Source organism: Alkalihalophilus lindianensis (assembly GCF_032843265.1).
In the GTDB taxonomy this organism is placed as follows: Bacteria; Bacillota; Bacilli; order Bacillales; family Bacillaceae_D; genus Alkalihalophilus; species Alkalihalophilus lindianensis.
Genome location: NZ_JAWJBA010000121.1, coordinates 1 through 338 on the forward strand (window position 1 = coordinate 1; position 338 = coordinate 338).

At 51.2% G+C, this 338-nt stretch carries 1 protein-coding gene; it reads right to left on the reverse strand.

From position 1 onward, the window contains the following. A partial coding sequence (locus RYX56_RS21585; RefSeq protein ID WP_317124020.1) for a hypothetical protein occupies positions 1 to 294 on the reverse strand: 294 nt, incomplete at its 3' end. Positions 295 to 338 lie beyond the last annotated feature (44 nt).

The following is a 338-nucleotide window of genomic DNA, read 5'->3' on the forward strand; positions in this document are numbered from 1 at the left end:
GATTACCGGCGCGGTCTTGTCGATACCGAAGGAGATTTCGGCCTTCTTCTTCTCGTTGATATTCTCGTTCACATTGCCGGCCGCATCCTCTGAGTACAGGGCAATCGTATATTTGCCGTCCCCGGCGAATAATTCTTTATGAATGACATACTTGTACTGGCTCCACTGGCCCTTGCCGCCGGAATGGGTCACATTGTAATCTTTGCCCTCCGTCAGGCCAGTCGGCGTGTCGTTTTTGGTCATCTTCACCTTAACCGATTCCTTCTTGAGGCTGTCGACATTAGTTTCGGTCACGATGACATCCTGTTCCTTCTGGACGTACTTGCCTCCGATCTCCT